The following is a 23739-nucleotide window of genomic DNA, read 5'->3' as shown; positions in this document are numbered from 1 at the left end:
TTCCCTCAAGGACCCCTTCACGGACCGCCCCCACGGCCGAGATCGCGGCGCACCCAATGTGGCATTGGGTGCATCGCACGCACCCAATGTGGCGTTCGGTGCATCGCACGCACCCAATGCCACATTGGGGCGCTAGCCCCAACCCGAAACCGCCGCCGATGCACCCATGATCGAGGCACCCAGCCCCTCCCCCCAACCCCGATACGAAGCCTCCTCTGCGGTTCGGGGGTGCTTGTCAAGGCATCTTTCCCGCCTTGACAAGCACCCCCGAACCGTCAGCACAATCAACCTTCGGGGTGCCCCACGCAACCAAGGCGGCAATGTCGCCGCCAGGCGACGAGCCGCCCCCATCACCCCGCCCCCACCGACTGATCCGCCAGTCAACCCAAGATCGCAACTCCTTGGCACAAAACCAAAATCTCAAACCGTTACGTGTCCAACCCCACCAGAGTTGCGATTTTCGCAACGCGCGGTTACCGTCTCCGGCCATGGACGAAACAGACCAGCTGAGAGAACGAGTGCGCCAGCTGATCCAGTCCATGCCCGTCCCCCAGCGCGAGTTCGCCGCCGCCATCGGCCTGGACCAGACCAAACTCTCCAAGGCCCTCAACGGCTCCCGCCGGTTCTCCCCGCACGAGCTCGTCCGCGTGGCCGAGTACTCCGGCGTCACCGTGAATTGGCTGCTCAACGGCAGCGACGACGCCAAAACCGTCACCGCCGTCCCCGCCCCCGCGGCGGGAACAGCGAGCGACCCCGACGACCTGGCCCACTCCGAGCCACGACGGCGGATCCTCGAAACCGCCTGGCGGCTCATCGCCGAACGCGGCTATCACCGGGTGCGCATCTCCGACATCGCCCAGGCGTGCGGCACCAGCACCGCGGCCATCCACTACCACTTCCCCACCAAAACCGAAGTTCTCGACGAAGCGTTGCGGCGCAACGTGAAGCTCGCTTTCGACCGCCAGGTCGCCGAGCTGCACGCGGTGCCCGGCGCGCACGACCGGCTGCTCAAGCTCGTCGAACTCCAGCTGCCCACCGAGGGCCTGCTGCGCGCCGAATGGTCGGTGTGGCTGCAGGTCTGGAACGAGGTCGCGCTCGACCCGCGGCTGCGTTCGCTCTACACCGATTCCTACGACCGCTGGTATCAGACCATTCTCATGACCATCCGCACCGGCCAAGAGCAGGGCGTGTTCCGCCTGGCCGACCCCGAGGCCGCCACCGCGCAGCTCACCGCGCTCATCGACGGCCTTGGCATCCAGGTGCTGACCGGGCGTCCCGGCAGCACAGTGGGCGCGATGCGCGCGCACCTGCACGACTTCATCGACCGCTCGATCGTCCAAGGAGCCTGATGAACCACGAGGTCATCGTCACCTGCGCGCTCACCGGCGCGGGGGACACCACCCGCCGGAGCCCGCACGTCCCGGTCAGCCCGGCGCAGATCGCCGAAAGCGCCATCGAGGCCGCCAACGCCGGCGCGGCCGTGGTCCACATCCACGTGCGCGAACCCGAAACCGGCGCCCCGTCGCGAGACGTCGCGCTGTACCGCGAGGCGGTGCGGCTGGTCAAAGAGTCCGGTGTGGACGTCGTCGTCAACCTCACCGCGGGCATGGGCGGCGACCTCGTCATCGACGCCGAAGACCCGCTCAAGCCGGTCGACGGCACCGACCTCGTCAACGCGCACGACCGGCTCCCGCACGTCGAAGAACTCCTGCCGGACATCTGCACGCTCGACTGCGGTTCGCTGAACTTCGGCGAGGGCAACCAGCTTTACGTGTCCACTCCGGACATGCTGCGCACCGGCGCGAAGCGGATCCAGGAGCTGGGCGTGAAGCCCGAACTGGAGATCTTCGACACCGGCAACCTCTGGTTCGCCACGAAGATGGTCGAAGAAGGCCTGATCGATCCGCCGCCGCTGTTCCAGCTCTGCATGGGAATCCCGTACGGCGCGCCGCCGGATCCCGGGCTGCTGCAGGCGATGGTGCACCTGCTGCCGGAAGGCGCGCAGTGGGCGTCGTTCGCCATCGGACGCGACCAGATGCCGTGGGTCGCCCAGTCGGTGCTGCTGGGCGGGCACGTCCGGGTCGGGCTGGAGGACAACCTCTACCTCGCGCGCGGCGTCAAGGCCACCAACGGCCAGCTCGTGGAACGCGCGGTGGACATCGTGCAGAAGCTCGGCGCGGACATCGCCGGCCCCGATCGGGCGCGCGAGATCCTCGGCTTGAAGGAGCGCGTGAATGCCTGAGCCCACTGAGACCACTGTGGACACTGTCGCCTGCATCGGAGCCGGAGTCATCGGCGGCGGCTGGGTCGCGCATTTCCTCGCCCAGGGCTTCGACGTCCGGGCCTGGGACCCCGCGCCGGACGCGGCCGAGAAGCTCGAACGTCTCGTCAACGCGGCGTGGCCCGCACTCACCGAACTGGGCCTCAAGCCCGGGGCAAGCCGCGATCGCCTCACCGTCACCGCGACACTCGCGGAAGCCGTCGACGGCGTGGGCTTCGTCCAGGAAAGCGCGCCGGAAGACTTGGCGCTCAAGCAGAAACTGCTCGCCGACATCGACGCTGTCACCGCGCCGGACGTCGTGATCGCTTCGTCCACCTCCGGCTACGGCATGACCGAAATGCAGGTCGCCGCGAAGACGCCGGAACGGCTCGTGGTCGGGCATCCGTTCAACCCGCCGTACCTGATCCCGCTGGTCGAGGTCGCGGGCGGGAAGCTCAGCGCGCCGTGGGCGGTCGAGCGGGCCGCCGAGTTCTACCGGCGCGTCGGCAAGTCCGTGATCACCATGGACCGCGAGGTGCCCGGGTTCATCGCGAACCGGCTCCAGGAAGCGCTCTGGCGGGAAGCCCTGCACATGGTCGCGAACGGCGAGGCGACCGTCGAGCAGATCGACCTCGCGATCACCGACGGGCCGGGCCTGCGCTGGCCGGTCCAGGGCCCGATGCTCACCTTCCACCTGGCGGGCGGCGAAGGCGGCATGGCGCACATGCTGGACCACTTCGGACCGTCGCTGAAGTCGCCGTGGACCCGGCTCGAAGCGCCCGAACTCACCAAGGACCTGCGCGACGCCGTGGTCGCCGGCTGCGACGACGAGGCCGACGGGCGCACGATCGCCGACCTGATCGCCGAACGCGACCGGGCGGTCATCGCGATCCAGCGCGCGGTCGGGCAGGCCCGTCGTGGCTGAGTACCGCGACCGGGTCCGTCCGGAGTGGATCGACTACAACGGCCACCTCTCCGAGCCCTACTACGTCCTCGTCTTCGGCGACGCGACCACCGCGCTGATGGACATCGTCGGACTCGGTCCCGGCTACCGCGAGAGAACCGGGGCGTCGCTGTACACAGTGGAGGCGCACGTCCGGTACCTGCGCGAAGTCGGCGCGGACGCCGAACTCGACGTGACGACCACTGCGGTGTCAGTCGGCGCGAAAAAGGTGCGGCTCTGCCACGAAATGCGGGTCGCCGGCGAACTCGTCGCCACCGAAGAGCTGTTGTGCCTGCACGTTTCCGGGGGCCGCGCGACGCCGTTCCCCGCCGACGTGGCCAGCGCGCTTGAGGCGCACCTCGCCCCGGTCCCGGACTACGCGGGGCGTGCTATCTCCTGATCCCCTCCCCTCCCCTCCCCCCTCGTGAGCGGCAATCCCGGTTCTCGCCGGGATTGCCGCTCACCCGCTCGAAAGTCACCCATGGAAGCCCGATGTAAACCGACCAACGTTTCCCGCCGCCGATTCCTCACCGCCGCCCTCGCCGGCACCGCGCTCGTCGGCGCCGCTCCCCTGCTGGCCGCCTGCGGCTCCACCGTCGCCGCGGCCGTGCCTTCCGGGCCGCCCAAACGAGGCGGCACCCTCCGCGTCGGCGTCACCGGCGGCGGCGCGTCCGACACGCTCGACCCGCACATCCCGGCCACGAACCCGGACATCGCGCGGGTGCTCAATCTCTACGAGCCGCTCCTGCTGCGCGATCACGACTACCGGCTCCAGATGCTGGTCGCCGAATCGCTGAAGTCCTCGCCGGACGCGCGCACCTGGACCGCCGTGCTCCGCTCCGGCATCCGCTTCCACGACGGCCGCCCGGTGACCCCGGCCGACGTCGTCGCGACCTTCCGCCGGATCACCGACCCGAAGGACCCGAAGAGCGGCGCGGCCGGGCTGACCATGCTCGGCGAGGTCGTCGCCACCGGCGACCGCACCGTCGAATTCCGCCTCACCTCCCCGAATTCCGGCTTCGACGACCTGCTCGGCCAATACAGCCTCGGCATCGTCCCCGCCGATTTCGACGTCAAGCGGCCGATCGGCACCGGACCGTTCAAAGCCGACACGTTCACCGCCGGCCTGCAGAGCACCTTCGTGCGCAACGAGCACTACTGGCGGCCGGGAGAGCCATATCTGGACCGGTTGTCGCTCATCAACTTCTCCGACGACGACGCCCGGATCAACGCCCTCCTCTCGTCCCAAGTGGACGCCATCGACCAGGTCCCCGTCGCGCTCGTGGACGTGCTCCGCAGCGACCCGCGCGTCCAGGTGCTGCGGTCGGAAACCGGGACCTGGCTGCCGTTCACCATGCGGGTCGACCGCCCGCCGTTCAACGACGTCCGCGTGCGCCAGGCGCTGCGCCTGGTGGTCGACCGCGAGCAGATGATCAACCAGGTGCTCAGCGGGCAGGGCCGGGTCGGCAACGACCTGTACGCGCCCTTCGACCCCGCGTACAACCGGCAACTGCCGCAGCGCAAGCAGAACATCGCCGAGGCGAAACGCCTGCTCGCCGCAGCGGGCAAGCCGAACCTCGACATCGAACTGGTCACCGCGCCGATCCAGGCCGGTGCGGTCGAGGCCGCGCAGGTGTTCCAGCAGCAGGCCAAGGCGGCGGGCGTGAACGTGCGGATCCGGAAGATCGACACCACCACGTTCTACGGCGAGAACTACCTGTCCTGGGATTTCGCGCAGGACTTCTGGTACACGCGCAACTACCTGCCGCAGGTCGCGTCCGGTTCGCTGCCGAAGGCGCCGTACAACGAAACCCATTGGAACGACCCGGAATTCACCGACCTCGTCACGCGGGCGAGCGCCACGGTCGACCCGAAGGCGCGCGCGGAGCTGCTCCGCCGGGCACAGCAGATCGAGTACGAACGCGGCGGCCTGATCGTCTGGGGGTTCGTCGACCAGGTCGACGCCTATCAGTCCTATGTGGCCGGTTTCGTGCCGGACCGCACCGGGATTTCGCTGTCGGGCTACCAGTTCCGGCAGGTCTGGCTCGGCACGGCGGAAGGCGGCGCGGCATGACCAGGCTGATCCTCAAACGGCTTCTCGTGAGCCTTGTGGTGCTGTGGCTGGTCACGCTGCTGGTGTTCGTGGCGACGCTGCTGCTGCCGGGCGATCCGGCGCGGGCCATCCTCGGCCAGCAGGCGACTCCGGAGCGGATCGCCGCGCTGCAGCACGCGCTGCACCTCGACGAACCGGTCTGGCAGCGCTATCTCTCCTGGCTCGGCGGCCTGTTCACCGGCGATCTCGGCACCTCGACGTCGACCCAGGGCCCGGTCACGACGCTGCTGGCGGACCGGGTGTCGGCCTCGCTGGTGCTGCTCGTGCTCGCCGCGGTGATCGCCACGCCGCTCGGGCTGGCACTCGGCACGTGGAGCGCGATGCGCCGCGGCCGCGCCAGCGACCAGGTGGTGTCCGGAATCAGCCTGGTGATCGCCGCGCTGCCGGAGTTCGTCATCGGCGTGGCGCTCATCGTCCTCTTCGCGACGACCGTGTTCCGCTTCCTGCCCTCGGTCACGCTCACGCCACCGGGCGAAGCGGTCTGGGCGCAACCGAGTCAGCTCGTTCTCCCAGTGCTCACTCTCGTGTTGGTCGTGACGCCGTACATCACGCGGATGATGCGCGCGACGATGAACGAAGTCCTCGACTCCGGTTACGTGGAAATGGCGCGGCTCAAGGGCATGCGCGAGCGGACGGTGCTGCTGCGGCACGCCTTGCCGCACGCGGTCGGCCCGGTCGCGCAGGTCGTCGCGATCCAGCTGGCGTGGCTGGCCGGCGGCGTCGTGGTGGTCGAATTCCTGTTCCGCTACCCCGGCATCGGCCAGGCGCTGATCGACGCGGTCGGCAAGCGCGACGTCGCCGTGGTCCAGGCGGTGACGCTGCTGATCGCCGCGGTCTACATCGTGGTGAACCTGCTGGCCGACGTGATCGGCATCCTCGCCGATCCCAAGCTCCGGACGGAGGCAGTGCGATGACCGCGGTCGAAGAAGAACAGGTGGTCCCCGCCGTCCCGGAAACGCCGCGCGCGGCCGGGCTGATCCGCACCGCCTGGGCGTTCCCGCAGGCCAAGGTCGGCACCGTACTGGCCGGGGTCGTCGTCCTCGTGGCATTGGCCGGCCCCTGGCTCGGGCCGGTGATCACCGGCCACACCACCACGGACTTCGCCGGAAAGCCGTTCAAACCGGACGGACTGATGGGCACCGACGGCCTCGGCCGCGACGTCCTCACACGCTTCCTCGCGGGCGGCACCACGCTGCTGCTGTACGCCGTCCTCGCCACCGCGCTCGGCATCGTGCTCGGCGCGCTGCTCGGCATGATCGCCGGATACGGCGGCGGCTGGCTGGACAGCCTGCTGATGCGCGGCAACGACGTGCTGCTGTCGTTCCCGCAGCTGGTCATCGCGTTGCTGGCGATCGCGGTGATCGGCCCGAAGGGCTGGCTGCTGGTGCTGGTCATCGGGCTGACGCACGCGCCGCGGACCGCGCGGGTCGCCCGGCAGGCCACCGTCTCGGTGCGCAACCACGACTACATCCGCGCCGCCGAGATGTACGCCGTCCCGCGCAGCCGGATCCTGCTGCGCGAGATCCTGCCGAACATCACCGGCCCGCTGATGGTGGAGCTGGGCCTGCGGCTGACCTATTCGATCGGCTACATCGCCTCGCTGTCGTTCCTCGGGCTCGGCATCCAGCCGCCGGCCGCGGACTGGGGCCTGATGATCAACGAGAACCGGATCGCGCTCGTCGTGCAGCCGTGGGGCGTGCTGCTCCCAGTGGTCGCGATCGCGGTGCTGGCCGTCGGCACGAACCTCGTCGCCGACTCGCTCGCCTCGGCCGCAGCCGGGCGGACCCGGGAGGGACGGGCATGACGACCGCTTTGGAGGTGACCGGACTGGCCGTGCGCACCGCCGCGGGCCGTCCGGTGTTGCATTCGGTCTCCTACGAGATCGCGCCCGGCGAGGTCCTCGCGCTCGTCGGGGAATCCGGCTCCGGCAAGACGACCGCCGGGTTGGCCGCGCTGGGCCATTTCCGCCGCGGGCTGGTGTCCGGCGGCGGCAAGGTGGTGCTGCATCCGCGCGACGGCGAACCCGTCGACGTGCTGACGCTCGACAACGCCGCGCGCCGCCAGTTGCGGGGCAGCGCCGTCGCGTACATCCCGCAGGACCCAGCGTTGTCGTTGAACCCCGCGCTGCGGGTCGGGCGGCAGATCGTCGAAGTGCTGGAAACGCACGGGTATCCGGGGCCCGCCGAAGACCGGGTAGCGGAGGTGCTCGCCGAGGTCGGGCTGCCGTCCGACGAGGCCTACCAGCGGCGATACCCGCATCAGCTGTCCGGCGGACAGCAGCAGCGGGTCGGCATCGCGATGGCTTTCGCGTGCCGCCCGAGCGTCGTCGTGCTGGACGAGCCGACCACCGGCCTGGACGTGAAGACCCAGGCGCTGGTGCTGGAAACTGTCCGGCAGCTGACGTCCGAGCACGGTGTCGCGGCGCTCTACATCACGCACGACCTCGCCGTCGTCGCGCAGCTCGCGGACCGGGTCGCCGTGATGTACCAAGGAAACCTGGTCGAATGCGGCGTCGCCGATGAGGTGTTGCGACGGCCGAAGCACGCTTACACCAAGCGGCTCCTTGCGGCGGTGCCAGACCTCAGCGCCGAACCCGCCGCTGCTCCCCCGCTGGACGACGCCGTGCTGGCCGCGCGCGACATCCGGATGTCTTATGGGCAGCAGAAGGTCCTGCGCGGCATCGACCTCGCCGTGACCCGCGGCGAAAGCGTGATGCTGCTGGGCGAATCCGGCTCCGGGAAGACCACGCTGTCGCAATGCATCGCCGGGCTGAACCGCGGCTTCACCGGGACCGTCGCTCTCGAAGGCACCCCGCTGGCCCCGGCCGCCCGGCAGCGCAGCACCGATGAGCTCCGGCGGATCCAGTACGTCTTCCAGAGCCCGTTCTCGTCGCTGAACCCGCGCAAGACGATCGCGCAGTCGATCGAGGTTCCGTTGGTGCGCCTGACTTCCCTCTCGCGCACTGAACGCCGGAAGCGCGTCGCCGAGACTTTGGACCGGGTCCGCCTGCGGCAAGACCTCGCGAACCGGCTGCCCGACCAGCTCAGCGGCGGCGAACGGCAACGCGCCGCGATCGCCCGCGCGCTCGTGACCACGCCGGACGTCCTCGTGTGCGACGAGGTCACCTCGGCGCTGGACGTGTCCGTGCAGGCCACCATCGTGGAACTGCTCGGCGAACTGCGCCGGGAACTCGGCATGGCGATGCTGTTCGTGACGCACAACATCGCCCTCGCCCCGGAGGTGGCGGACCGGATCGCGGTCCTGCGCGGCGGCGAGATCGTCGAGGAGGGCACCGTCGAATCGGTGCTGAACTCCCCGTCGCACGAGTACACCAGCGAACTTCTCGCTACGACGCCGAGGCTGTGAGGAGCCGGTCATGACTGTGCACGGAGCGGTGAAGCCCGGTTACGAGGGCGTGCGGGAAGCGTTCGGCGACATCATCGAAGGGACCACCGGCGGAGCCGCGTTCAGCGTGTTCCGCGACGGCGCGCCGGTGGTCGAGCTGTGGGGCGGCTCGGCGGCGAACGGCGTGCCGTGGACCGAGGACACCCGGGCCGTGCTGTTCAGCGGCACCAAAGGCGTGGTCGCGACCGTCCTGGCGATGCTGACCGCGCAGGGGAAGCTCGACCCGGACGAATGCGTCGCCCGCTACTGGCCGGAGTTCGCCGCGGCGGGCAAGGAGGAGGTGCCGGTCTCGCAGGTCCTCTCGCACACCGTCGGCCTGCCCTACGTCGAGCCCGACCTGCCCATGCTGGACAACGCGGCGAACGCGAACGCCCTCGCCGCGCAGCGTCCATTGTGGACTCCCGGGACGAAGGTCGCCTACCACGCGCTCACCTACGGCTACCTCGCCACCGAGCTGGCCCGGCGCGTCACCGGCGAGGACCTGGGCACCCTCGTCCGCGACCTCGTCGCCGAGCCGCACGGCCTCGACCTGCGGCTCGGCACCCCGCCGACCGTCCCGGTCGCGACCCTGCGACGCGCGCCCGGCTACCGGATCAGCACCTTCCTCCAGGACGAGGAACGCCGCCGGGTCGTCGAGCGGATGTACCGCGGCCTGCTCGACTCCGGCGACTCCATGAACTCGCCGGAGTACCGCGGCGCGACGCTGGCGGCAGGCGGCGCAGTCGGCACCGCGACCGCGATGGCCCGTCTCTACGACCTGCTGCGCTCCGGCAAGCTCGTCCCGGACGGCACCCTCGCCCAGGCCACCCGCACCTGGTCCGAAGGCATCGACGCGATCAACGACCGCCCGCTGCGCTTCGGCCTCGGCTTCGAACTGGCCGACCCGATCGGCACCTACGGCCCCGCCGACGCCGATCCCGCCGCCTTCGGCCATTCCGGCGCCGGCGGCGGCCGCCACGGCGCGTGGCCGGCCCGAGGTCTGTCGTTCTCCTTCGTGACGAACGAACTCCAGGCCGAAGATGTCGACCACCGGGCTTCCTCGCTGCTGGCGGCGCTGCACGAGGCCGCCTGACCTACCGTAGGACGCATGCGGATCGTGTCCCTGCTGCCCGCCGCCACCGACCTGGTCGCCGTCCTCGGCAAGGCGGGCGACCTAGTCGGCCGCACCCACGAATGCGACTGGCCCGCCGAGGTCGCGTCCGTGCCCGTGGTGACCGCCGCGGACCTCGACTCCGACGCCCTGACCAGCCGCGAAATCTCCACCGCTGTCGGCGCTTCCCACCAAGGATCGTCGCTCTACTCCGTCGATCTGGAGCAATTGGCCGCCCTCGAGCCAGACCTCGTGCTCACGCAGGACCTGTGCGAGGTCTGCGCGGTGTCCTACACCCGCGTCGCGGCGGCGGTACGGATGCTCGACGCCGGACCGCGCGTGCTCAGCCTCGAACCGCGCACCCTGGACGAAGTCCTCGACTGCCTGACCACCCTCGGCGACGCACTGGACGTCCCGGACGTCGCCGCTGCCCGCGCGGCCGAACTCCGCTCGCGGCTCGCCGCTGTGCGGGCCCGGGTCGCCGGACTCCCCCGGCCGCGGGTGGTCGCGCTGGAATGGCTCGACCCGCTCTGGCCCGCCGGGCACTGGGTTCCCGAGCAGATCACCGCTGCGGGCGGCACACCGCTGCTCGCCGAACCGGGCGAGCACACCAAGCCGAGGACGTGGGACGCCGTGGTCGCCGCCCGCCCGGACGTCCTGCTCGTCCTCCCCTGCGGTTTCTCCCCGGACCGCACTGAGGCCGAACTGGACGTCCTCACCTCCCGCCCAGGCTGGGCCGACCTGCCTGCCGTCCGGAACGACCGGGTCTGGCTCCTCGACGGCCCGGCGTACTTCAACCGCCCCGGCCCACGAGTAGTGCGCGGCGCGGAAATCCTCGCGACAGTGCTCCACGGCCTCCCTGCTGATCCGCCCGTCAGCGCGGACGAAGCCCGCCCGATCTGACCCTCTCGTCCGCTGCGTCTCGCGGAACTCGCGTCCGGCTTCACCCCGCAAATCCGGCCCTTCCCCCGAAAAGATCGCCCGTCCGGGAAGCCCGCCGCCCCCTTTCGTGTTGTCCTCCAAGCAGGACCGGCATGAAAAGGGGTGCGTCGCTTGAGCTCATCCGAACGGCACGCGGCGGACTACCCGGCGCACCGACCGGCCGTCGATCTCCCGATCGCCGCCCTCCTCGTCGCGTCCCTCGCCCACTGGATCCGCGGCGCCCCCGCCGACGGCGTCATCTTCTTCGCCGCCGCGATCCTCCTGCTCTTCACCGAACGCCACAGCACGGCCGACGCCCTCCTCGCACCGTCCACTCGGCTCCCCGGCACCTCGCTGATCGCCGCTGCCGCATTGGTAGCGCTCGTCTTCGGCCGCCAGACCGTGCCGATGTTCCTCACCGTCGCCGCGATCGGCATCGGCGCGCTGGTCGTCGAATGGCGGGACCCCTCGCTCCCACCGCAACCGGTCCCGCGCCGTGGCTGGCTGTGGGTCGCGCTGGCGGTGTCCTGGTGCCTCTGGGAACTCGTCTCCTTCATCTACGAACAAGCCGCGGGCGGGCTCTCGCTCACGCACCCGACGATGAGCGACCTCGTCGACCCGATGCTCGACAACCGCGTCGTGCAGGCTCTCGCGCTCGGCGTCTGGGCCGCCGCCGGGCTGGCGATGCTGCGCGCGGCCGCCGCGGCGAGGAGAACGGCATGAGCAGCAGGCTGATCACCGAAATCGGCTTCGGCGCGATCGTGGCCGCCGCCATCCTGCTGTGGCTGGGCAGCCATCTGTTCCCGAAGAAAATCCCGCCGCTGACCCGCGTGCTCTCCGCGCTGATGCGCAAGCGGTCGACCCGGATCGCGCTCGTGCTGGCCTGGTGGTGGGTCGGCTGGCACTTCTTCGTGCAGAGCTAATCATCGATTATTTCTGCTATAGTCGATGGCATGACCAGCACCGAACGCCTCGAGGTCTCGCGGCTCGTCCCCGCCCCCGCCAGCGCCGTCTTCGCGGTCCTCGCCGACCCGCGGGGCCACGTCGACATCGACGCCTCCGGAATGCTCATGGACGCCGAGGGCGAACCGGTCACCCAGGCCGGGGACCGGTTCGTGGTCCACATGGACCGGGAAGCGCTCGGCGACCGGCCCATCGGCAAGTACGACGTCGAGGTCGTCATCACGAAGCTCGTCCCGGACGAGGAGATCGCCTGGACCGTCGAGGGCAGCCTCCGCCCGCACGTCCGCCACATCTACGGCTACCGGCTCGAACCCGCCGACGGCGGCACCCGCGTCACGTCCTATTACGACTGGTCGGAGCTCTCCGATGAGTGGAAGGAGCGCCTCACGTTCCCGGTCGTCCCCGAGTCCGCCCTCAAGGCGACCCTCGGCATTCTGGAGCGCACCGTCCGCCGCCGCGCCGCCGGCTAGCGGTACCGCAGCGCGGTCGGCTTGCCCTGCTCCGCCAGGTACTGCTCAAAGGTGACCACGCCGTCGGCATGCTTCGGCGCCAGATTCGCGCCAGTCGCGTACCCCCGGCCGATCCGTCCCGGCACCGGCACCGAAACGAGCCGCTTGTCCTTCCCGGACGCGGCGAGCAGGGCACGCGCCAGATCCGCCGTCGTCCGCACCTCCGGTCCGCCGAAATCCGCGACGCGGCCTTGCGGCTCGCCCTGCGCCAGCGCGACCAGCCGGGCCGCGACGTCGCGCACGTCGACGGGCTGGAACCGGAATTTCGGCACCGGGACGACGGGCAGCCGCGCGGCGCCGGCGAGGATCGTGCGCACCAGCGAGTGGAACTGCGTCGCCCGCAGGATCGTGTGCGGCATCCCGGAATCCGCGATCGCCTTCTCGGCGGCCAGTTTCGCCTGGTAGTAGCCCATCGGGATCTTGTCGACGCCGACGATCGAGACATACACCAGATGCGGCGCCTGCCCGCTCCACCGCGCGGCCTCCACGAGCGTGCGGACCGTCTCGACCTCGCGGCGGTAGTCCGTCGCGCAATGGATCACGGTGCCGACCCCGGCGACCGCGACATCGATGCCCCGCCCATCGCGCAGGTCGCCGGCCGTCCACTCGACGCCCTCGCTGGACCGCCGTCGCCGGCTCAGCGCCCGCACCGGCGCCTCCGCGGCCCGGAGCCGTTCCACGACCACCCGGCCCAGTTGTCCGGTCCCGCCGGTGACGAGGATCTGCTCGGCCACGTGGTCCTCCCGCTGCCGCACCGCCCGGGCTCAGCCGGCTCTCGCCCGCCATCCTGGCATGCCGGGCGCCGCGGGGGTCAAAACTTCGAGCGCCACCGCACAGTCGGCTCGTCCGTGCTGTCCCGGCGCGGCGCGTCTTTCCGCAACAGCACCGACAGCCGTCCGTACGCGGTGATCAGCTCCGACGTCGCCTCGTTGATCCGGCTCGCCCGGAGGTGGTCGAACGCCTGCCGCAGCGCGGCCAGCGCGGCCGGTTCCGCGGTCGAGAGCAGGCCCGCGGCTTCGGAAACGGTCTCGGCGAGCCCGTCCAGCATGGCTTTCGTTTCCGGCCGACCGGGCGCGACAGTCAGCACCGGCGACAGCACGCGCAACTGGTGGTGCAGGCGATAAAGCACGGCGAGCGGATCGTTGTGCCCGGCACTGTCCATCGTGCTGTCCTCCGCTCCGTCCCCGGGGAGACTCGGCGGGCGCTCCCCCATGACGCCAGGCGCCCGAATGACTTCGCTCAGGAGTCCTCCGCCTCCAACCCGTCCCGGTCGGCCCACTCCAGCAACGGCTCGAGCGAATACGCGACGTCGTCGATGCCCGCGTGCAGGTCGCCGAGTTCGGCGAACCGGGTGGGCACGGTCGCGATCGTGCAGTCGCGCGGGTCGACGTCGTCGACCTCGTCCCAGCGGATCGGCGTGGACACCAGCGCCTCCGGCACGCCGCGCACCGAATAGGCGCTGGCGATCGTGTGGTCCCGGGCGTTCTGGTTGTAGTCCACGAACAGCTTCTTCGGGTCGCGGTCCTTGCGCCACCAGGTGGTGGTGACGTCGTCCGGAGCCCGCCGCTCGACCTCGCGGGCGAATGCGAGCGCCGCCCGGCGGACGTCCGCGAACCCCCAGCGCGGTTCGATCCGGACGTAGATGTGCATCCCGCTGCCGCCGGACGTCTTCGGCCAGCCGCGGATGTTCAGCTCGGCGAGGATTTCCTCAGCGACGTGCGCGACCCGGCGCACCGTGTCGAACCCGCATTCCGGCATCGGGTCGAGATCGATCCGCCATTCGTCCGGCCGTTCGGTGTCCGCGCGCCGGGAATTCCAGGGATGAAACTCCACAGTGGACATCTGCACCGCCCACGCCACGTGCGCCAGCTCGGTCACGCACAGCTCGTCCGCGTGCCGGTGATAGCGCGGAAACTGCACCCGCACCGTCTCCAGCCACGGCGGCGCGCCGTTCGGCACCCGCTTCTGGTGCACCTTCTCCCCGGCCACCCCGGACGGGAACCGGTGCAGCATGCACGGCCGGTCCCGCAGCGCGCGCACGATCCCGTCGCCGACCGACAGGTAATAGCGGACGAGATCGAGCTTCGTCTCGCCGCGCGCCGGGAAGTAGACCCGGTCCGGATTGGACACCCGGACCGTCCGGTCCCCCACCTCGAGCTCGACGGCCTCGCCCTTCGCCATGGAACCGACCGTATCCGGAAATCGGCCGGCGCGTCAGCGGTCGAACGGCACGAGGGTGAAATGCCCGACGCCCTTGGCCGCGGAATAGACCGTCCACTGGTCCGGACCGTTGCCCGGGCCCTTGTCGTAGAGCAGCCGGTAGTCCGGCTTGCGCAGCGGCAGCCGGTGGAACCAGTGGTAGTTGATCCGGAGGATCGTTTTGCTGAAGAAGCCGTCCTCGGCGAGCCGCTTGTTCACGATCTTCGTGACCTGGCTGCGGTCGGAGAACACGTCGAGGATCTGGCAGTCGCAGTAGTAGGCCAGCGTGCCGATCTCCCCCGGCCCGGCCACTGACTTGCCTTGCAGCCGCGTGCCGAGTTCCTTGCCGACCCGCGCGTAGTCGGTCGAACTCGCCCAGTTGCCGAAAATGACCGGCGACTGCCAGGGCACGCCCTGCGCGAGGTCCACGCCCACGTTGGCGAGCGCGACCGCGCCGCCGAGCCCGAGCGCGACGAGCGGCGGGACGCGGTTCAGCTTCGGCCGCTTCTTCGTCTCGGCGTGCCAGACGCCGATCATCAGGACCGCGAACGAAGCCGTGCTGACGATCGGGGTGACGTAGTACCAGTGGTACGGGCCGACGCCGAGCGTCGAGTAGACGATGTAGTAGACAACGCCGCCCGCGCCGAGCGCGACGACCGGGGCCAGCTGCGGGAAGTCGTCCCAGCGGCGCGCGAAGCGCAGGGCCAGCCAGCCGAGCAGCACGGTCACGCCGACGAGCGCCGAGGCGAAGGCAACCATCACGGTGAACGGCAGGTACAGGAAGTACATCATCGGACCGCTGAAGTAGCCCCAGGCGCCGAAGAGGCCTTCCTGGTCCTGCTTGATCACCAGTGTGTCCGGGATGAAGGAGCCGAGGGCGAACCAGCTCGTGAGGAACCACGGCGCGGACACCACGATCGCGGCGGCCACGGCCGTCCAGAACTTCTTCCGGATCGCCGCGGTGGAGAAGGCGATCACCAGGACGAACACGACCAGGTCGAGGCGGGTCAGCACGGTCAGCGCGGCGACCGCGCCGAACAGCACCGGCCGCTTCTCCAGCGCGGCCACGACGAGCCACAGCAGGACGGTCGGGACGAGCAGCACCTCGAGGCCGGTGGCCGACAGGAGGAACGGGTTGGCGATCACCAGCAGCAGGCCCAGCACGCCGACCCACGGCGACAGGCCGAAGCGGCGGGTCAGCCGTGCCCACGCCCAACCGATCGCGGCGCTGCTCAGCACGGTGAGCGCGCCCAGCGCCACCACCGTGTGCGCGGAGCCGCTGATCCGGGTGACGAAGGTCAGGAACCCGAGCAGCAGGACGTCCAGCGGCGACGTCGCGGAGTTCGCGACCGAGCCGGGAACGAGCGCCCATTCCCCGTGCAACGCGAGATTCTTCGCATACGACAGGGTGATGTACCCGTCGTCGGTGAGGCTCCCGCGCACGAGCAGGAACGAGAGCAGGCCGAGCACCGCGGCGGCCAGCGGCAGCCACGCGGCGAGGCGGGACCGGACGGGAACGCGCGCGCTTTCCGCGCTGTTCGAGTCGTCCGAAGTCGTGAGCACAGATTCATCCACCGACATGATCCCGGAACAGTAGAGGGTGTCTGACAGGCAGATGCTAACGGGCTGTCCGAAACGTCGGCGCCGCCGCACCCGCCGCGCCGGCGGTACCGGTTTCGCAACGGTTTCCCGCCGCGCGGCCGAATTTCTCGCGGTTTCACGCCAGTGCGTGCCGTCCGCCGGCGCGGTCCGCGCCCTGGTCGAGGATCCGGGTCGCCACGCGGGTGATCGCGGCGTCCAGTTCGGACCGGTCGCCCGCGCCCCAGTCGCCGAGGCGCTCGGCAATCCAGTCGTGCCACGCGCGGACGAGCTTGTCCCATTCGCGGGTGCCGGATTCGGTGAGCGACCAGCTGTCCCGCGCGTAGTCGAGGTGCCCGGTCAGTTCCAGCCGGGCGAACGCCGGTTCGAGCACCTGCGCCGGGACGCCGTGGTCCTCGCCGATCGCTTCGAGCGTCGCCGGCCGACCGGCGCGCTGCCGGAGCCGGACCTGCAGAACGCACCACAGGCCGCCGACGTCCAGTTCCGAACCCGCCCGCGCGACGATCGCGGGCGCGGCTTTGCGGCGTTCCCGGAAGAGCAAAGTCGCGATCGCCCGTTCGAGTTCCCGGTCGTGCTCGTGCGCTTCGGGCATCGCGAATCCGTCGCCGAGGTCCGGCGCTGCGGCGCGGGCGGTGTCCCGCAACGGCATTTCCTTGAGAAAGAACGCGAGGACGAAAGCGACCAGCCCGACCGGCGCGGCATAAAGGAACACGACGTGCAGCGAATCCGCGTACGCGCTGATCACCGGTTCCGAAATGGTCGCGGGCAAATGGTGCAACGCCAGCGGAACCTGGACGGCTTTCGGGTCGACGCCCGGCGGCAGCGGATGTTCGGCGAGCGCCTTGGCCAGATTCGGGCCGAGCTGATTCGCGTAGATGGTGCCGAAAATGGCCGCGCCGAACGAACTGCCGATCGAACGCAGGAAGGTCACCCCGGACGTCGCGACGCCGAGATCCTTGTAGTCCACCGTGTTCTGCACCGCGATGGTCAGCACCTGCATGCCGAGCCCGATCCCGAGGCCGAGCACCGCCATGTAGAGCGCGGATTCCCAGAACCCGGTGTGCGGGCCGAGCCGCGACAGCAGGTACAGCCCGACCGTCATCACCGCGGACCCGACGAGCGGATAGATCTTGTACTTCCCGGTACGGCTGACCAGCGTGCCGGACAGGATCGACGCGACCAGCAGCGCGAGCACCATCGGCAGCAGCCGCACGCCGGACGTCGTCGCCGAGACGCCCTGGACGTACTGCATGTAGGTCGGCAGGTAGGACAGCGCGCCGAGCATCGCGAACCCGACGACGAAGCTCATGATCCCGGCGACGGTGAACACCGGGTTCCGGAACAGCCGCATCGGCAGCATCGGCTCCGGCGCGCGCAGTTCGACCGCGACGAACGCGCCCAGCAGCACCACCGAGCCCGCGGCCATGCCGATGATCACCGGCGAACCCCACGCGTACGTCGTCCCGCCCCAGCTCGTGACGAGCGTCAGCCCGGTCGCGGCGAGACCGATCAGCAGGATGCCGAGGTAGTCGATCACCGGCTTGACCGCGGCGCGCACGCTCGGCATCGCCGACGCGGCCACCGCGAGCACCACCACGGCGAGCGGGATGTTGACGTAGAACGCCCAGCGCCACGACAGGTGGTCGACGAACAGCCCGCCCAGCATCGGCCCGGCGACGGTGACGACGCCGAACACCGAGCCGAGCGCGCCCTGGTACTTGCCGCGTTCGCGCAGCGGGACGACGTCGGCGATCAGCGCGGTCGAGGTGACCATCAGCCCGCCGCCGCCGAGGCCTTGCACGGCCCGCCAGATGATCAGCCAGGTCATGCTGTCGGCGAACCCGCAGAAGAACGAGCCCACGCCGAACACGATCACCGACAGCTGGAACATCAGCTTGCGGCCGAAGAGGTCGCCCAGTTTGCCGACGACGACCGTCATGATCGTCTCGGCCAGCAGGTACGCGGTGACGACCCAGGACAGGTGCCCGGCCCCGCCGAGGTCGCCGACGATGGTGGGCAGCGCGGTCCCGACGATGGTCTGGTCCAGCGCGGCGAGCAGCATGCCGAGCACCACCGCGCCGAACACCGCGTGGATCTTGCGCCGGGACAGCGCCGCCGGCACCGGTTCCTCCCGGGTCTCCTCCGCCGTGGCCGTCATCGGCTCCTCCTCGCGCGCCCGCGCCGGGCCGCTCCCGGCGCGTCCACGTAAGCACCTCGGTCCACGGCGGAATAGCCGCCCGGCCGCGTTGTCGCCCGTTCCGGTGACCGCGGCGGACCTGTTTCCGGAAGCCGCCGGGTCCCGCCTGACCCGGCGCGCGCTTCAAGACCGGCCTACCCGCCGCCGCCTCGGGTCGGGTCGAGCACGGGCGGCTGTTTCGCCAGCCCGGACGTCGGCCGGGTGCCGTGTTCGACGGTCAGTCCCCGCATCGCGACCGGGTAGTCGAACCGGTACACCGCGACCGGCTCGCGCAGTTTGTCGCCGCGCAGGTACGTCGGGACTTCGGTCGCCTTCGCGTCGGCGAACAACGGCACGTAAGGCCCGCCGGCGTCCGCGGAGTAGGCAACGCTGGCCAACGACTGCGCGTCCGGACCGGGGGCGAACCGGTAGCGGACCGGCTGCACGATGCCGTCCGCCATCGAGGCCGGGGTCCGGCACGGCACGACGAAAGCATTGGTCCAGTCCAACGTCACCGGCTCGCTCGAGGGGATCTCCTTCGTCAGCGGCGCCAGTCGCGGAATCCGGGGCGCGGTGACCGCGACCCAGCCGGACGGACCGGGGTCCGCGTCCCGCGCGACGACCCGGACGCGTCGCGCCCCCGGTGCCTGCCAGCGGGGATCGAACCGCGCGTCGCTCCACTTCCCGCTGCCGTCCCCGGTGGCCTTCACCGCCGCGAGCACGGTCCCGTCCGCTTTCGCGAACTCCGCCGACACCTGCACTTTCCCTTGCCCGGCATGGGAAATCACGACCGGAGCCGCATTCTTCGCCCCGACGTCGGCGGGCAGGTCGAACCACCCGGTGGTGAGCGTGCCGGTCCGGGACGGCGACCGGTAGGAACTCCACGCCGGGTGCGCCGAGTCACTGCCGTACGGGGCCCGCGGCGCCGAGTCCGGCGGGAACGAGGCGTTCATCGCGAACCCTTCCGCCGCAGCCGGGGCGGACGGCCGGAGCACCCCGGCGCCGACGTCCGGCTCGACGTCCAGCCAGTCCTCGACGCCGCAGGAGTTCCCGGCGCTGCCAGCACTCGGCGCGAGACCGAGCGAAGCCAGGTTCGACCGACCGACGGAGTAGGTGTCCCACCGCAGTTTCACCGCTTGCGCCTGCCCGACTAGCTCGACCGCCACCGTCGCGGCGGCCACCGCGACGATCGCCCAGCCGGACCTCGGCAGCCAACGCGGCGCGCGCCCCGCCTCCGGACGCCGCTTCGCGCTCAGCCAGGCCCCGGCGAGCACGCCGCCGAGTGCGACGGTCAGCCCGGCCCAGAGGACCAGATCCGCCAGCCGCACGCCTTTCACCGAGGGAACGGAGTCGCTCCAGCGGACGTCGTAGCCGGACTGCATCCACCACCGGTCCGGCGCGGACCAGGCCAGCCACGTCGTCGCCGCGGCCAAGCCCAGCGCCGCCGCCCGCGCCCACACCGAGGACAGCGCTCCGCGCGCGACGGTGTGCACCAGCATCGCGGTCACCAGCGTGCCGAATCCGGCCAGCGCACCGAAGTGGTGCGTCCACTTCGTCGGCGTGAACGCGAGCACGACGAGACACAGGACGCTGACGACGACCATCCGGCGGGCAGGCCCGACGGCCAGCCCCGGAGCACGGCGCCGGATCAGCAGCACGGCCGTCAGCGCCATCGCCAGGAACATCAGCAGCACCGGCACCCGGCGGTTCAGCGCGCCCTCGACCACCGACGGGTCGAGCAGGGTCGTGTAGCGGGTGATTTCGCTCTGCCACGGGAGATCCGGGCCGATCTGCTGACGGACGACGGTCGACTGCAGGACGGCGGTCAGCGGCTGGCCGTAGAACGCCGTCAGCAGTGCGCTGCCCGCGGCTCCGGCGACGACCGCGATCGCGCCGAGCACCCGGAGGCCGGCACGCCCGCGCATCAACCGGACAAGCGGGCGCACTGCGGCGATGAACGGCAGGAATGCCGCGACTCCGAGCGGGTTTGTCGTCGCGGTGGCACCGGCGACGACGAGCCCGACCGCGACCGGCGTCACCGCACCGGTCGCCACGGCACGCTCGACCAGTGCGAACACCGCCAGCGAGCCGAACACGATCCACGGTTCCGGCCGCAGCCCGACGTCGAAGGCCAGGTACCACGCCAGGAACAGCGCCGCGGCCGCCCAGCGGGTCCACCGGCCCGGCCGGTCGACCAGGCGCGGCAGCACCAGCCGGTCGATCAGGAACCAGGACGCCAGCCCCAGCAGCACCGAGGGCAGCCGCATCCACACCATGGCCGGCGAGACGCGGCCGAGCAGCGCGTACAGCTCGTAGTACCAGCCCCACGGCGCTTCCGGCGCGTTGAACCAGCGGAAGTAATTGCCGGTGAACCCGCTCGTTTCCCGAGCGCGCAGCATCGTCGAGATGTATCCGTCGTCCACGGTGAGCGCACCGATGACGGACCAGACCCCGAGCACCCCGGTCACGACGACGTCCGACGGCCGCGGCACCCACGCCCGTCGAGGGAACAGCCGGACCCTTCGCACGGCGCGCCGGTCGCGCCGGATCAGCAGCACGATCATGCCGAGCAGCGCGAGCAACGAGACCACGCCGAGCGCGACCTTCAGCACGCTTGGCGAGCTGACCCATCGGGTGTCGGGTTCGACCTGCGCGGACACCGTGCCCGGGCGCTCGGTGTACAGGCCGGTGACGGCGGGCCTGCTCGCAGTCCTCGCGGTGCCGACGGTAGTGCCCTGACCGTCCGCGTGCACGGTCAGCCGGCAGTCGCGGCCGGACGGCCGGCGGAGCAGTTCGGCGCCGCCGAGTTCGGCTCTGACCGTGCCGTCGACCGCCCGGATCTCCAGCCCGCCGCCGAGAGGCTCGGCGCCTTGTTTGCCTCCCGGCGGGGTGGTCGCCAGCACCAGCCCGTTCGGGTCGGCGCAGCGGACGATCGCGTCCATTCTGGCCGGGTGGTACGGGTACGACGGCAGCGCGGTGTCCTGCGCGCCGTCCCAGCGGTAAGTCGTTGTCTCAGTGTTCACCGGCGCCACGGTGAACAGCACCGCGGTCAGTGCGGAGATGAGCCCGAGGCCGATGATGAGCCAGCGATCGCCGGGTTGTCCGCGTGCGATGGCGTCGGAATCTGGGGGCGGCATCGCGCGGAGTTTAGTGTTCCGGGGTTTCCCCGCCGTGAAGCGGCCTCGGCGTCGCCGACGGCGACCACGTTGCCGAGCGAGTTTCAGGTTCGGGCGCCTGGAGAGCGGTCGGCCCCGCCGCGCACCGGCTCCGTCCGTCCACTGTGGAACGACCGCCCGCCGTCGGCATCGCCCGTTCCGGCCGCCTCCGCGCCCTGGCGGACGTTCCGCTCCCGCCGATACCCTGGATACCCCCGGCGGCTGCCCGAAAGTCTCCGCGCGCACCGTCCATCGTGGACATCCGCGCAGCTCCGGCGCGATTTCCGGGAGTCAAACAGGTCCTGCCCGATTTACCCGGTTCCTCCACGGTGATCTGGAGCACACCTTAAGTCCAGCCTAGGTGTGCTGCGTCACGCCGCCCGGTACCGCTAGCGTCTCGCAACCATGGAATCCACAGTGGTCGCCAAAGAGGGCGACAACTACACGAAAGCACTGGGCAATCGCCAGGTGCAGATGATCGCGATCGGCGGGGCGATCGGGGTCGGGCTCTTCCTCGGCGCGGGCGGGCGGCTCCACGAAGCGGGACCGTCGCTGGTCCTTTCCTACGCGCTGTGCGGCATCGCGGCCTACTTCGTGATGCGGGCGCTCGGCGAACTCGTCATGCACCGGCCCAGCTCCGGCAGTTTCGTCACCTACGCCCGCGAGTTCATCGGGCCGTGGGCCGGGTTCGTCTCCGGCTGGATGTACTGGCTGAACTGGGCGATGACCGGGATCGCCGAGATCACCGCGGTCGCGATCTACGTGCACAAGTGGCTGCCGGACGTGCCGCAGTGGATCACCGCGCTGGTCGCGCTCGGCGTGCTGATGGCGGTCAACCTGCTGAGCGTGAAGCTGTTCGGGGAACTGGAGTTCTGGTTCTCCGTCGTGAAGGTCCTCGCGATCGTCGTCTTCCTGGTGACCGCGCTCGGGCTCGTGTTCACCGGCGCGAACATCGGCGGCACCACCGCCGGCGTGCACAACCTGACCGACCACGGCGGGTTCTTCCCGGCGGGCGTCGGCATCGCGCTGATGACGCTGCAGGCGGTCGTGTTCGCCTACTCGGCGATCGAGGTCGTCGGCATCGCGGCCGGCGAGACCAAGGACGCGCGCAAGGTTCTCCCGAAGGCGATCAACGGCGTCGTCTGGCGGATCGGCGTCTTCTACGTGGGTTCGGTGCTGCTGCTGGCGATGCTGATGCCGTGGCCGTTCTACAACGGCGGCGAAAGCCCGTTCGTCACGGTCTTCTCGCGGCTGGGCATCGGCGGCATCGGCGACGTCATGAACGCCGTCGTCCTCACCGCCGCGCTCTCCTCGTGCAACTCGGGCCTCTACTCCACCGGCCGCATCCTCCGCGCGCTCGCCGACGAGGGCGAGGCGCCGAAGTTCGTCGGCAAGATGAACTCGCGGCACGTGCCCTACGGCGGAATTCTCTTCACGTCGGTGGCCTACGTGCTCGGCGTGGTGCTGAACTACATCGTGCCGTCGAAGGCCTTCGACATCGCCACCGCGATCGCCTCGCTCGGCGTGGTCGCGACGTGGGCGACCCTGGTGTTCTCGCAGATGCGCATGCGCCAGGCGGCGTTGCGCGGCGAACTGGAGCGGCCGAGCTACCGCATGCCCGGCGCGCCGTACACCGGCTGGGCCACGCTCGGATTCCTCGTGCTGGTCGTGGTGCTGATGGGATTCTCCGACGGAGCCGAGAAGATCGCGTTCTACTCGATCCCGGCGATCGTCGTGGTCCTCGCGCTCGGCTGGCGCATCGTGTCCCGCAAACGGCAGGCGCGCACCGGCGCCTGAGCACAGCCCGCGTTCCCCCATCCCCGCGAACGCGGCACCGGCCCGGCCGCTCCTCCGATACCGTCGGAGGAGCGGCCGGGTTGTTTCACCACAGCGGGAAATCGACCCCGTGTTCCGCTTCCGGCCGCGGCCCGAAGACGCGCCGCTCGGCCTCGTCGATGCGCCGGTCGTTGATCGACGCCTCGCGCCTGCTCATCAGGCCGTTCTCGGCGAATTCCCAGAGCTCGTTGCCGTAGCTGCGCCACCATTGCCCGTCCGCGTCGCGGCTCTCGTACTGGAACCGGACGGCGATGCGGTTCTCGCGGAATCCCCAAAGTCCTTTGCGCAGCGCGTAATCCTGCTCGCGCTCCCACTTCGCGGTGAGGAATTCGACGATCGCGGCGCGGCCGACCACGTGCGCGTCGCGGTTGCGCCACACGGAATCCGGCGTATACGCAAGCGAGACCTTCTCCGGATCCCGGGTGTTCCACGCATCCTCGGCGGCCTGGACCTTCTTCAACGCGGCGGACAGGTCGAACGGCGGGAACGGGGGCCGCGATTCGGTCATGACAGGGGTCCTACCTTCTTTGTTGGGTCTGAACTGGTCATTCGTAGGATCGGTGGGCCCTG

General features: G+C 70.4%; 21 protein-coding genes. 14 read left to right on the top strand and 7 right to left on the bottom strand.

The window, feature by feature from the left end:
• The first annotated feature begins 488 nt into the window (after nucleotides 1-488).
• The 13 genes from ACFORO_RS45075 to ACFORO_RS45015 all read left to right on the top strand — a co-directional run bounded on the left by ACFORO_RS45075 (nucleotide 489) and on the right by ACFORO_RS45015 (nucleotide 12165).
• Nucleotides 489-1349: a TetR family transcriptional regulator C-terminal domain-containing protein gene (locus ACFORO_RS45075; protein ID WP_377873358.1), complete on the top strand. Its 861-nt coding sequence runs from the start codon at nucleotides 489-491 to the stop codon at nucleotides 1347-1349.
• Nucleotides 1349-2242: a BKACE family enzyme gene (locus ACFORO_RS45070; RefSeq protein WP_116198444.1), complete on the top strand. Its 894-nt coding sequence runs from the start codon at nucleotides 1349-1351 to the stop codon at nucleotides 2240-2242. The genes ACFORO_RS45075 and ACFORO_RS45070 overlap by 1 nt, the downstream gene beginning before the upstream one ends.
• On the top strand, nucleotides 2235-3185 hold the full coding sequence (locus tag ACFORO_RS45065; RefSeq protein WP_377873359.1) for a 3-hydroxyacyl-CoA dehydrogenase NAD-binding domain-containing protein: 951 nt from the start codon (nucleotides 2235-2237) through the stop codon (nucleotides 3183-3185). Before ACFORO_RS45070 ends, ACFORO_RS45065 begins: the two co-directional genes overlap by 8 nt.
• Complete coding sequence (locus tag ACFORO_RS45060) at nucleotides 3178-3603, top strand: thioesterase family protein (protein ID WP_377873360.1); 426 nt, start codon at nucleotides 3178-3180, stop codon at nucleotides 3601-3603. Before ACFORO_RS45065 ends, ACFORO_RS45060 begins: the two co-directional genes overlap by 8 nt.
• An 81-nt stretch (nucleotides 3604-3684) precedes the next feature.
• Nucleotides 3685-5277 carry an ABC transporter substrate-binding protein gene (locus ACFORO_RS45055; RefSeq protein WP_377873374.1) on the top strand — a complete coding sequence of 531 codons (1593 nt, stop codon included), beginning with the start codon at nucleotides 3685-3687 and terminating at the stop codon, nucleotides 5275-5277.
• Complete coding sequence (locus ACFORO_RS45050) at nucleotides 5274-6230, top strand: ABC transporter permease (protein WP_354734740.1); 957 nt, start codon at nucleotides 5274-5276, stop codon at nucleotides 6228-6230. The genes ACFORO_RS45055 and ACFORO_RS45050 overlap by 4 nt, the downstream gene beginning before the upstream one ends.
• Nucleotides 6227-7120 (top strand): ABC transporter permease, encoded by an 894-nt coding sequence (locus tag ACFORO_RS45045; protein WP_377873361.1) that lies wholly within the window; start codon nucleotides 6227-6229, stop codon nucleotides 7118-7120. The genes ACFORO_RS45050 and ACFORO_RS45045 overlap by 4 nt, the downstream gene beginning before the upstream one ends.
• A complete protein-coding gene (locus ACFORO_RS45040; protein WP_377873362.1) occupies nucleotides 7117-8682 on the top strand; it encodes an ABC transporter ATP-binding protein in 1566 nt (521 codons plus the stop codon). The genes ACFORO_RS45045 and ACFORO_RS45040 overlap by 4 nt, the downstream gene beginning before the upstream one ends.
• A 10-nt stretch (nucleotides 8683-8692) precedes the next feature.
• Nucleotides 8693-9793: a serine hydrolase domain-containing protein gene (locus ACFORO_RS45035; RefSeq protein ID WP_377896774.1), complete on the top strand. Its 1101-nt coding sequence runs from the start codon at nucleotides 8693-8695 to the stop codon at nucleotides 9791-9793.
• Between the two features lie 15 nt (nucleotides 9794-9808).
• Complete coding sequence (locus ACFORO_RS45030) at nucleotides 9809-10714, top strand: cobalamin-binding protein (protein ID WP_377873364.1); 906 nt, start codon at nucleotides 9809-9811, stop codon at nucleotides 10712-10714.
• 150 nt (nucleotides 10715-10864) lie between these two features.
• A complete protein-coding gene (locus ACFORO_RS45025; protein WP_377896773.1) occupies nucleotides 10865-11455 on the top strand; it encodes a hypothetical protein in 591 nt (196 codons plus the stop codon).
• On the top strand, nucleotides 11452-11655 hold the full coding sequence (locus tag ACFORO_RS45020) for a DUF6186 family protein (protein WP_344275539.1): 204 nt from the start codon (nucleotides 11452-11454) through the stop codon (nucleotides 11653-11655). Before ACFORO_RS45025 ends, ACFORO_RS45020 begins: the two co-directional genes overlap by 4 nt.
• A gap of 30 nt (nucleotides 11656-11685) precedes the next feature.
• Nucleotides 11686-12165 carry an SRPBCC family protein gene (locus ACFORO_RS45015; protein ID WP_377873366.1) on the top strand — a complete coding sequence of 160 codons (480 nt, stop codon included), beginning with the start codon at nucleotides 11686-11688 and terminating at the stop codon, nucleotides 12163-12165.
• Here ACFORO_RS45015 and ACFORO_RS45010 read toward each other — a convergent pair.
• The 6 genes from ACFORO_RS45010 to ACFORO_RS44985 form a co-directional block, all read right to left on the bottom strand.
• A complete protein-coding gene (locus ACFORO_RS45010) occupies nucleotides 12162-12938 on the bottom strand; it encodes an SDR family oxidoreductase (RefSeq protein WP_377873367.1) in 777 nt (258 codons plus the stop codon). The genes ACFORO_RS45015 and ACFORO_RS45010 overlap by 4 nt on opposite strands.
• A 77-nt stretch (nucleotides 12939-13015) precedes the next feature.
• Nucleotides 13016-13366, bottom strand: coding sequence for a hypothetical protein (locus tag ACFORO_RS45005; RefSeq protein ID WP_377873368.1), 351 nt, complete (start codon nucleotides 13364-13366; stop codon nucleotides 13016-13018).
• Between the two features lie 77 nt (nucleotides 13367-13443).
• On the bottom strand, nucleotides 13444-14385 hold the full coding sequence (gene ligD, locus ACFORO_RS45000) for a non-homologous end-joining DNA ligase (RefSeq protein ID WP_377873369.1): 942 nt from the start codon (nucleotides 14383-14385) through the stop codon (nucleotides 13444-13446).
• A gap of 33 nt (nucleotides 14386-14418) precedes the next feature.
• Nucleotides 14419-15984: a hypothetical protein gene (locus ACFORO_RS44995; RefSeq protein WP_377873370.1), complete on the bottom strand. Its 1566-nt coding sequence runs from the start codon at nucleotides 15982-15984 to the stop codon at nucleotides 14419-14421.
• Between the two features lie 136 nt (nucleotides 15985-16120).
• The gene (locus ACFORO_RS44990; RefSeq protein WP_377873371.1) at nucleotides 16121-18160 is read right to left on the bottom strand and encodes an MDR family MFS transporter; all 2040 of its coding nucleotides are present in this window, start codon (nucleotides 18158-18160) and stop codon (nucleotides 16121-16123) included.
• A 173-nt stretch (nucleotides 18161-18333) separates the two neighbouring features.
• On the bottom strand, nucleotides 18334-21315 hold the full coding sequence (locus ACFORO_RS44985; RefSeq protein WP_377873372.1) for an arabinosyltransferase domain-containing protein: 2982 nt from the start codon (nucleotides 21313-21315) through the stop codon (nucleotides 18334-18336).
• 423 nt (nucleotides 21316-21738) lie between these two features.
• Here ACFORO_RS44985 and ACFORO_RS44980 point away from each other — a divergent pair, with 423 nt between their 5' ends.
• On the top strand, nucleotides 21739-23130 hold the full coding sequence (locus ACFORO_RS44980; protein WP_354734752.1) for an amino acid permease: 1392 nt from the start codon (nucleotides 21739-21741) through the stop codon (nucleotides 23128-23130).
• 85 nt (nucleotides 23131-23215) lie between these two features.
• Here ACFORO_RS44980 and ACFORO_RS44975 read toward each other — a convergent pair whose 3' ends face one another.
• Complete coding sequence (locus ACFORO_RS44975; protein ID WP_377873373.1) at nucleotides 23216-23677, bottom strand: nuclear transport factor 2 family protein; 462 nt, start codon at nucleotides 23675-23677, stop codon at nucleotides 23216-23218.
• Nucleotides 23678-23739 lie beyond the last annotated feature (62 nt).

The sequence above is a fragment of the Amycolatopsis halotolerans genome, from assembly GCF_042647905.1.
Taxonomy (GTDB): Bacteria; Actinomycetota; Actinomycetes; order Mycobacteriales; family Pseudonocardiaceae; genus Amycolatopsis; species Amycolatopsis halotolerans.
Note: the sequence above shows the minus strand (reverse complement) of the source record. Positions and strands in the feature narration are given on the sequence as shown.